General features: G+C 49.7%; 5 protein-coding genes, 1 tRNA gene and 1 pseudogene. 6 read left to right on the top strand and 1 reads right to left on the bottom strand.

Going from position 1 to position 8,950, the window contains the following annotated elements:
• A partial coding sequence (locus tag ACI32D_RS04720; protein ID WP_439775475.1) for a hypothetical protein occupies window positions 1-182 on the top strand: 182 nt, incomplete at its 5' end.
• Window positions 183-418: 236 nt separating this feature from the next.
• Here the strand turns inward: ACI32D_RS04720 and ACI32D_RS04715 are convergent.
• Window positions 419-502, bottom strand: a tRNA-Leu gene (locus ACI32D_RS04715).
• A gap of 99 nt (window positions 503-601) precedes the next feature.
• On the opposite strand from ACI32D_RS04715, the gene ACI32D_RS04710 reads away from it, so the two are divergent.
• The 5 genes and pseudogenes from ACI32D_RS04710 to ACI32D_RS04690 all read left to right on the top strand — a co-directional run bounded on the left by ACI32D_RS04710 (window position 602) and on the right by ACI32D_RS04690 (window position 8,817).
• Window positions 602-1,888, top strand: a complete 1,287-nt coding sequence (locus tag ACI32D_RS04710; RefSeq protein ID WP_439775474.1) for a serine hydrolase — start codon at window positions 602-604, stop codon at window positions 1,886-1,888.
• A gap of 2 nt (window positions 1,889-1,890) precedes the next feature.
• Complete coding sequence (locus ACI32D_RS04705) at window positions 1,891-2,742, top strand: NAD(P)H-hydrate dehydratase (RefSeq protein ID WP_439775473.1); 852 nt, start codon at window positions 1,891-1,893, stop codon at window positions 2,740-2,742.
• A gap of 15 nt (window positions 2,743-2,757) precedes the next feature.
• Complete coding sequence (locus tag ACI32D_RS04700; protein ID WP_439775472.1) at window positions 2,758-4,311, top strand: Rib/alpha-like domain-containing protein; 1,554 nt, start codon at window positions 2,758-2,760, stop codon at window positions 4,309-4,311.
• Between the two features lie 1,974 nt (window positions 4,312-6,285).
• Window positions 6,286-6,492: pseudogene (locus tag ACI32D_RS04695) on the top strand (hypothetical protein); the annotation flags it as partial.
• A 348-nt stretch (window positions 6,493-6,840) separates the two neighbouring features.
• The gene (locus ACI32D_RS04690) at window positions 6,841-8,817 is read left to right on the top strand and encodes a SpaA isopeptide-forming pilin-related protein (protein WP_439775476.1); all 1,977 of its coding nucleotides are present in this window, start codon (window positions 6,841-6,843) and stop codon (window positions 8,815-8,817) included.
• Window positions 8,818-8,950 lie beyond the last annotated feature (133 nt).

The raw sequence follows: 8,950 nt of genomic DNA, 5'->3' as shown, positions 1-8,950 counted from the left end.
ACCACGCAGAAGCTCTGCACCCATTCTCATACTTTGCTGAAAAGTTTGGTTTGGACATTGACGCGGCTTCAGGTGCATCTGGTCACTCAGAAGACAAGGCTGACGCTTTGCAAGTTCAAGCAACTACTAGTGCTTCATCTCCAGAAACCGCGCCAGACACTACTTCAGGTGCTTCTCACTAATAGTCTAAACGGCGAATAAGAGCAAAAGAAGATCTCCTTTTTTGAGGGAGATCTTCTTTTTTGTCTTTGCCTTCTATTCTTTTTTCTATATTTTCTCTTTTAGAAAATATTTACTCTTTCTTAGGAGCAGTTTTCCATTACTTTGCTAGGCTAAAAAGGCAGTAGAAGCAAAAAAAGAGCCGACCCTAAGGTCAGCTCTCAAAACTCCCATGCTGGACGTCCCAGCTATTCATTCATGCCCACTAAAGGAGTCGAACCTTCACTCTGTTGCCAGAACAGCGACCTGAACGCTGCGCGTCTGCCAATTCCGCCAAGTGGGCATCTCGTGCCTCAGCACATATTTAATAATAGCAAAAATTTGGTAAAATGGAAGTGCTAATTCAAAATTTTCGTAATTTTTTTTGAAAAGAGGAGCGATTTTGTTAAAAAAGATAAAAAAGGCGCTGCTGAGTCTGGCAGCCAGTGGATTTTTGCTGACCGGAATAAGTACTTGGCAGGCGGCGCCGGTTGCGGCGGCAACTGCCAACTATCAGCAGCAGGACCTGAATCTGGACGTCAAGGCCGCGATTGCCGTTGATGCCGACAGCGGGCAGATCCTTTATGCCAAGAATGCCACGACTCCGCGGCAGATTGCTTCCATGACCAAGCTGGTGACGGTTTACCTGACCCTGCAGGCCATTAAGCAAGGTAAGCTGTCCTGGACCAGCACGGCCAAGCCAACGGCCGCGATTGCCAAGGTCAGCCAGAACACCGAGTATTCCAACGTGCCTTTGACCAGTGGCCATGCCTACACGATCAAGGAGCTCTACCGGGCTACTCTGATCGAATCCGCCAACGGGGCAGCTATGACCCTGGCCCAGGCTGTCAGCGGCGACCAGGTGACTTTTGTTAAAAAGATGCGTCAGCTTTTGACCAGCTGGGGGATCAAGGACGCCAAGATCTATAACGCCTGCGGCTTGGCCAACGGCAACCTTGGCTCAGCGGCTTACCCGGGCGTAGGCAAGAATGTTGAAAATGAGATGTCAGCCACTGACATGGCTATCGTCTGCCAGAAGCTCTTAAAGGACTTCCCGGAAGTCTTGCAGACGACTTCAATCACCAGCGCGACTTTTTCATCCGGCTCAACTCAAAGCCAGATGACCAACTGGAACTGGATGCTGAAGGGGCTCAGCAGCTACTACTCTGACCTGCCAGTTGACGGTTTGAAAACGGGGACTACTGACAAAGCAGGTGCCTGCTTTGCCGGGACAGTGAAGAAAAACGGCCACCGGATCATCACTGTAGTTTTGGGCGCCAAGCACGCAAACAGCCAGGACCCGTCCCGTTTCGTGCAAACGGCCAAATTGATGCACTATGTTTACCAGAACTACACGGCTGTTACCTTGAAGAAGGGGTCCAGCATCAGCGGGGCTAACACGGTCAAGGTGCCAGAAGGCAAGGAAACCAGCAGCAAAGTTGTTTTGGGCAAGACGGTGACCATCTGGGCCAAGCAGGGCAGCAAGCTGCAAACCTCTTTGTCCAAGACTGCAGTATCAGCACCTGTAAAGAAGGGGAGCAAGCTGGCCAGCTACAAGTTTTCAGCAACTAGCGGAAAATTGCCATCTCTTAGCGGTAAGACGGTGACCGCGCCAGCTGTAGCAACCAAGGACAATCAGGAGGCCAACTTCTTCGTCCGTCTGTGGCGGAGCATTTTTGGCAGCAAGTAAAAATGAAAAGCATTGATGAAGATTTAGCCCGGCAGGTGGTCCGCCCCCGACCGGCTGAAAGCCACAAGGGCAATTACGGCCGGGTCCTCCTGATTGGTGGAAATCGCCAGTACGGCGGAGCCATCAGCATGGCTGCTGAGGCCGCGGTTTGCTCGGGAGCGGGCCTAACGATGGTAGCGACTGACCCGGTCAATTTCGCCGCCCTCCACGCCCGCCTGCCAGAAGCAGCCGTGCTTGACTACAATTCAGATCTGGCTGAGCAAATTTCCAAGTCTGACGTAATTTTGTGCGGTCCGGGCCTGGGCTTGGATGAAAAAGCCTGGAAAATTCTGGAAGCAGTCTGCAAGCATGCAGGTTCTGGCCAGACTATTGTTTTTGACGCCAGCGCCTTGGATCTGCTCAGTCAAAGGCCAGACCTGCTCAAAAATCTCCAGGCTGGTTTAGTCGTTCTGACTCCCCACCAGATGGAATGGCAGAGGCTGAGCGGGATCAAGATTGCTGACCAGGAAGACCAGACCAATCAAGCGGCTCTTTCGCGTTTGTTTTCGGGCGAAATGAAAAATGTTATACTGGTCTTGAAGGCACATCGAACGCGAGTATATGGCTTTACAGGTGAAATCTACCGCAATTCAGCCGGCAACCCAGGGATGGCTACGGGCGGAATGGGCGATACTTTAGCCGGTATTATTGCCGCTTTTATTGGCCAGTTTGGCCCCAAGCTGACCAGTGTTTCAGCAGCGGTTTACTGCCATTCAAGGGCAGGAGACGACCTTTACCAGTCTTCCTACCTTGTCCGGCCAACGCAAATCTCTGCTTATATGCCGCGCTTGATGAAGCGCCTGAGCACCTGTTAGATATCGGAGGAAATTATGAAAAAGTCAAAGTATCTTACTCTGCTTTCAGTGGCCGCTTTGACCCTGCTGACCAGCGGAATCGGCAGCCAAGCTGTCTTGGCCGACACGGATACGGCGCAGACGACGGACACGACGACCAATACGTCAACTAATACGACTACGGATACGTCGGATGCATCTACTGCTTTAAACCAGCAGGAAGCCAAGGGGCAGAAGCTGACCACGACCGTCGGCACGCTGCCGGATGCTTCTGACGCCATCAGCAACAAGTCTGATTTAAAGAGCGTCCAGGGTTACAGCTGGAAGACCACGCCAGACGTGTCAACTGCCGGCAGCCAGAAGGCAACGGTAGTCATCACTTATACTGACGGGACGACCAGTGAAGTTGCAGTCGACTTAGTAGTAACCAGTTATGCCAGCCAGAACAGCCCGGTAGCCAAGACTGGCTTGACTGCCAAGGTTGGCCAGACTTTGTCGGCCAGCTCAGCTATCAGCAACCTTTCCAGTCTCAAGAACGTGGCCAGCGTGACCTGGAAGCAGGCGCCAAGCACCGCCAAGGCTGGCACGGTTAAAGGGATTGTTTTAGTAACCTACACTGATAAGTCGACCGATACGGTAGATGTCACGGTTAAAGTGTCTTCAGTCGTGACGACCAAGAAGTCGGTCAAGAAGAGCAAGAAGAAGCAATATGTAACCAAGACCCGGAAGATCATCTTGGACCGGCCGGGCAAGAACAAGACCATCACTCAAAAGGTTAAGCTTTCCAGAACGGTAACAACGACCACGACAACGACTAAAACCTATACAGATGACAAATTGACCAAGACTTCGACCAGCTCTAAGAAGAGCTATGGCAAGTGGTCAAAAGGGACCTGGAAGAGTTATAAGGTTCCTGCTATAAGCGGCTACAAGCGTAGCACGACTAAGGTTAAGGCCAAGACAGTGACTAGCAAGACCAAGAACGTTACAATCAAGGTTAGCTACAAGCAGGTTCTTCATAAGCCGGCCAACGCTCCTTACTATGACCCAGCAGACATGCGGGCCAAGACTGGGGACTACTACTTCAAGTCAAGTGAGAAGCGGGCTTACCCGAACCTGGCCAAGTACAAGAATGTCTGGATCCGGGTTTCCATTTTGGGCAACCGGGTCTACGTCATGAGCGGCAAGAAGGTCATCTACACCATGTACTCTTCAGCCGGCCGTTTTGAAATGACTAATGGCAAGTACCAAAGCGACACGCCGCGCGGCACCTTCTCGATCAAGGCAGCTTACGGCCCGTCCTTTGTTTCATCAGACGGCGTAGGGGCCCGTTACTACATGGCCTACTATGGCAGTGACTACTTGTTCCACAGCGTGCCGATCAACAACTACGGCTCTGGCGTCTACTACAAGGGCTACCACTATGGCTACGGCGGCGTCGGCAGCAATGCTCACTTGACTGTGCAGGGGACCAAGCCGGACTCCCACGGCTGCATCCGCTTGACCTTGAGCGACGCCCGCTGGCTGTATGGCCAACGGACTTCAGGCAAGCTGAAGGTGGGTACCAAGGTCGTTATCAAGTATAAGTAGGCCTTTAAGTAGAATTTCTGGTCAAAAGAGCAATATTGCTTGTTAATGTAAAAGTAAACAGGACTTTTTCACAAAGAGTGAAAGAGCCCTGTTTTTTTGTCTTGTATAGCTTTATAGCGACTAGTATTACGATATTACAAAAATGTGTAATAGCTGCGTATAGGAAACTATATCTGTAATACAATTCAATTATTTTCTCAAAATAAATTTAAGCCCTATATGATAACTAAAAACTAATTACTTTTTTGTGAAAAAACCTTGTCTAAGCAATACTAAAGGCTTATATTTAGTAACGATAGATACCAAAAGGCTTAATGGCCTCTAAGGAAAACAAGTTTGTGTATTAATCAAGTGTTATTCAAATTTATAACAATGCTCACAATGGTATAAGTGATGTTCTAAATTTGGAAAAGAAGACTATAAATTATTTTGGTGTAAGAAAAGATGATAAATGGGTGATTTGCAATGAAATGGGTTAAAAAGAAGAGCTGCTGGAAGCTTCTCCACTTGCTGACAGCGCTGATGCTCGCTTTAAGCCTGCTTCTGCCCTGCGGGGCCGGGATAGCGGAATATATCCAGGCTCCTTCTTCTGCGCTGGCCGCGGTAAAGAGCAGTGCGGACCTCGCTGAAGAAAAATGGATCGATGATCTGACAATTTCTACCGAGCAGAATGTCAATGGCCAGGAAAAATGGGTCAAGATTGACAGCGGCAGCAGCTTGGAAAACGGAGCAAACGTCCGGGTCAAAATTGATTACACGATTCCGCATGACTCTCTGGCGGACAAGGGCAAGGTAACCTACCAGTTCCCGGACGGCTTTAGGATTGACAAGCAGCAGACCGGTCATGTTTATGACAGCAATGATTCCAGCAAGATAATCGGTGACTACACAATTTCCACTTCTGGTAAGGTTGAGATCAGTTTCAATGAAAACTTTGACCCGGCTGCCAACCAGATCGGGACATTGCAGGTCAATGGGACTTTGGAAAATTCCAGCTCCTCCAGCGACAAGCCTCTGGTCTTTCCGGGTTCGGGCACCAGCATCACGGTGAAAAAGCAGGAGGAAGCTGACACAAAAGACGTTTCCGTTAAAAAGACCGGCCAGGTCTCTGGCGACCAAAAGCGGGTTGACTATACAGTCACCGTTTCAAGTGAAAACGGCAGCCCGGACAAAGTTGACGTCACTGACAAGCTGTCCTGGATCAATAACGCGACTGGCAAGTATGACGACAGCAGTTTCAAGATTGTCAAAGAAGATGCCAGCGGCAAGAAGACAGAGATGAGTCTGTCGGACTACAAGCCGCAGATTGACAGCGATACTTTTACAATCAAAAATCTTCCGCAGCTGGGCAAGGGTGAATCCTACAAGATTACTTACTCAGTTGGCATTACGCCTAAAGAAAATACCGACGGCTACGTCCAAGTCGGCAACAGCGTCAAGGCGACCTCCGGTAAAAAAGAAAGCTGGGGCGGCGACCAGGAGACGGTTTCCAAGTCTATGGTTTCCAAATCCGGCAGCTCCAGCAATGGCGAAATTGAATGGACGATCACCGTCAATGATGATCGCCGCGACATCAGTCACTACCAGCTCAGCGATGATCTGCCAAGCAAGCTGACCTTGGACGATGATATAACGATCACTGACGTAGACGACTACAGCCAGTCAGCCAGCCTTTTAAGCAAGCTGATCGTCAAGGGCAAAAAAGGTGACAGCCAGATTCAGCTGGACTTTTCAAAATTGCCGGATAGCTTGAAGAAGCACAGCTTCAAGATCGTCTACAAGACCAAGACAAATTCTTTAGCGGCAAACACTAAGGTGACCAATAAGGCTGACTTTAAAGGTGACGGCCACAGCTACAATTCAAGCGGTGAAGCTACCGTAACCAAGGAAAGCAAGACTTGTGACCTGAAGAAGCAATACGATAGCGAAGAAAAACTGAACGCTGACGAGCAGCGCTACAAGTGGCACTCTGACATGACCTTGACTGGTGAAAAGCTGTCTACCTTGACTTATGAGGATGACATCTATAACGCTTCAAGCTATACCAGCCATGATGAAGTTGTAACTGACCGGGGAAGCGGCACCCACTATGCTTTAGCCAGTGAGCTTTACCGGGAATTAACCGATAAGAGCCAGCAGAGCTTGACTGATGGCAGCAATACTTATGTTTTAGGCCAAGACTACAAGCTGGAACTTACCTGCTATGACAAAAACGGACAGGTGGTCAAGAACACTGATTCTTCAACACCGGTACAGAAGTTTAAGTTGCAGCTGACTGCTGTGAACGGCAGAACTTTGACGCCAACTAAGTACACCATTCACTATTCAACCCGCGCTAAAGTCAGTGAAGCCGTGGCTGGTGAAACCTGGACCTACTACAACCGGGGGGAACTGGTCAGCGTCAATGACAAAAAGCAGAACAAGGAAAGCTATGACCAGCATAGCTTCTCAGTTAAGAGCCACATCAGCAAGCAGGCCAGCTTAACCGGGGATGCCGGCAGCTACCAAAGCAAGCCGATCACCCAGGATATGGCCAAAGCCAGCGGCAAGATCTACTACAGTCTTTTGCTCAGTGTGGACAAGGATTCAAGCGGCAAGCTGGTTGTGACAGACACATTGCCGCAAGGCCTGACCTATGTTGAAGATTCGCTGAAGGCGGCCTTTTACTCAAATGACTGGTATACCTGGACCAAGCAAGACAACGGCTATGACTTGGAAAAAGACCAGAAGCCGCAAATCGCGGCAGAAAAGCTGGCTGATGGCCGGACCAAACTGACGATTACTCTGCCAGCAGGCTATGACAGCAGCAGTGAGCAAAAGATCCGCTTGACCTACCAGGCTTCTTATACGGATGACCGGACTTGGCAGGACATGAAGAATACTTCCAAGACCTATGTCAACACCGCGGGCTTTAAAGGTGATGAAGACAGCCAGAAGACAACCATCAAGCGGGATGTTCCCGTTTTGGCCAAGACTGGCAGCCAGGTCAAGGATGCAAGTGGCAGCTTGACCAATGAAGTTGCCTACCAGGTCAACATCAATCCGGCGGCTGATGACCTTAATCCAAACGGGGACACGGTTATTTTGACCGACCAGTTGTCCATGCCGGACGGGATGCAGGCTTACCTTAAATTGAAAGAAACCAAGCTTTACCAGTATGACCCAACTGCTAAGGACCACTTGGGCAAGGAATTAGATCCAAGCTTATACAGCTTGAACTATGACCCAGACAAGCAGCAATTAAAGCTGGAACTGCCAGACAAGCAGGCCTGCGTTCTGGTCTACCATTACAGTTTTGACAGTGGGGACAACATTGATCCGACTGTTTCCAACAGCGCTTCTCTGGCTGGCCATTACTCAGCAAATACTTCCAGCAAACTGACCAACAGCGACTCCTCCGCTTCCATCGCGGCTAAAAAGGTGACCGTCTACAAGGTCGACGCGGACAACAATGCCAAGACTTTGCCAGGAGCCCAGTTCAGCCTGGAAGAACAGGACAACGGCAGCTGGAAGAAGGTTTCATCAAACTTGACGACAGATAAAGAAGGGAAGGTTGTTGTTGCTGACTTAGACAACAACGCGGTCTACCGGATCAAGGAAACTAAGGCGCCAGAAGGCTACGGCCTCAACCAGAACTACTACTACCTGTCCTGGATGAACGGCAAGAAGAGCAAGAGCGAGATCTACAGCGGTCTTGCTGCAAATATCCAAAATGAAATTGGCGGGCAAAAGAACGTTCACTTCTTTGCCAGTGCCGGCGGCTCAATCTACGTGCCAGACAGCTACTGCCAATTGAAGGTAAGCAAGACCTGGCTGAACCATGACGGCACGGCCGGCCAGGCTGGAGTGCCGGAAATTACGGTTCACCTCTACCGGGCTGTCAAGAAGCTGGATGGGGTGAAGGTCAAGGTAACCGTTATAGATGGCTGGGGCAATACAAATAGCAGCTATGACTGGACAGTCGCCAAGGGCAGCACGGTCAGCCTGTCTTGGGAAAAGCAGGGAGCCATTGATAGTTCCGGCTTAGCCAGCGTCCTGGTTAACGGGATTGACCAGCAGCTGCAGTCTGGCAGCAAGGCTTTTGCTTCCAGTGCCCTTAATGAAGATACAAATATCGTCATTAAGGCCAACAGTTGGATCAATTCACCGGAAATCGACAAGACAGATCCGCAGCTGGCGATTGACCAGACTAGTAAGACCTTGGTTGACACGGTCAAGCTCTCCAGTGCCAACAACTGGCAATATGTCTGGAGTGACTTGCCGCAAGAAGATAAAGATGGAAACAGCTTAGTATATTTCGCAGAAGAGGAGGCGGTGCCAGGATACACCAGCAGCTACCGGAACAACAATGGGATCAAGAATGGGGAGATCACCATCTTGAACCAGGCGAAGAGTGAAAACTTTGCCTTGCCAAAAGCCGGCGCGACCGGTATCTGGGCCTACGCGGCGATCGGCGTCAGCGCGGCCTTGACAGCTAGCTGGACAGCCAGAAGGAAAAAGAAGTAAATCAGCAGAGTAACAAGAGAGAATCAGCATAAAGAGAAAAAAGAAAGAGTAAACAAAGAGGGTGTAACTGCTAAAAATTATTCATTTCATCCAATGTTAAATAGCAACGTTTCTTACCAATTCTTGATATAAT

The organism is Lactobacillus sp. (genome assembly GCF_051873315.1).
Lineage (GTDB): Bacteria > Bacillota > Bacilli > Lactobacillales > Lactobacillaceae > Lactobacillus.
Note: the sequence above shows the minus strand (reverse complement) of the source record. Positions and strands in the feature narration are given on the sequence as shown.

Excerpts from the sequence above, each read along its gene's own strand:
- ACI32D_RS04705 (WP_439775473.1), top strand. The coding sequence starts at position 1,891 with ATGAAAAGCATTGATGAAGATTTAGCCCGGCAGGTGGTCCGCCCCCGA.
- ACI32D_RS04700 (WP_439775472.1), top strand. The coding sequence starts at position 2,758 with ATGAAAAAGTCAAAGTATCTTACTCTGCTTTCAGTGGCCGCTTTGACC.
- ACI32D_RS04690 (WP_439775476.1), top strand. The coding sequence starts at position 6,841 with ATGGCCAAAGCCAGCGGCAAGATCTACTACAGTCTTTTGCTCAGTGTG.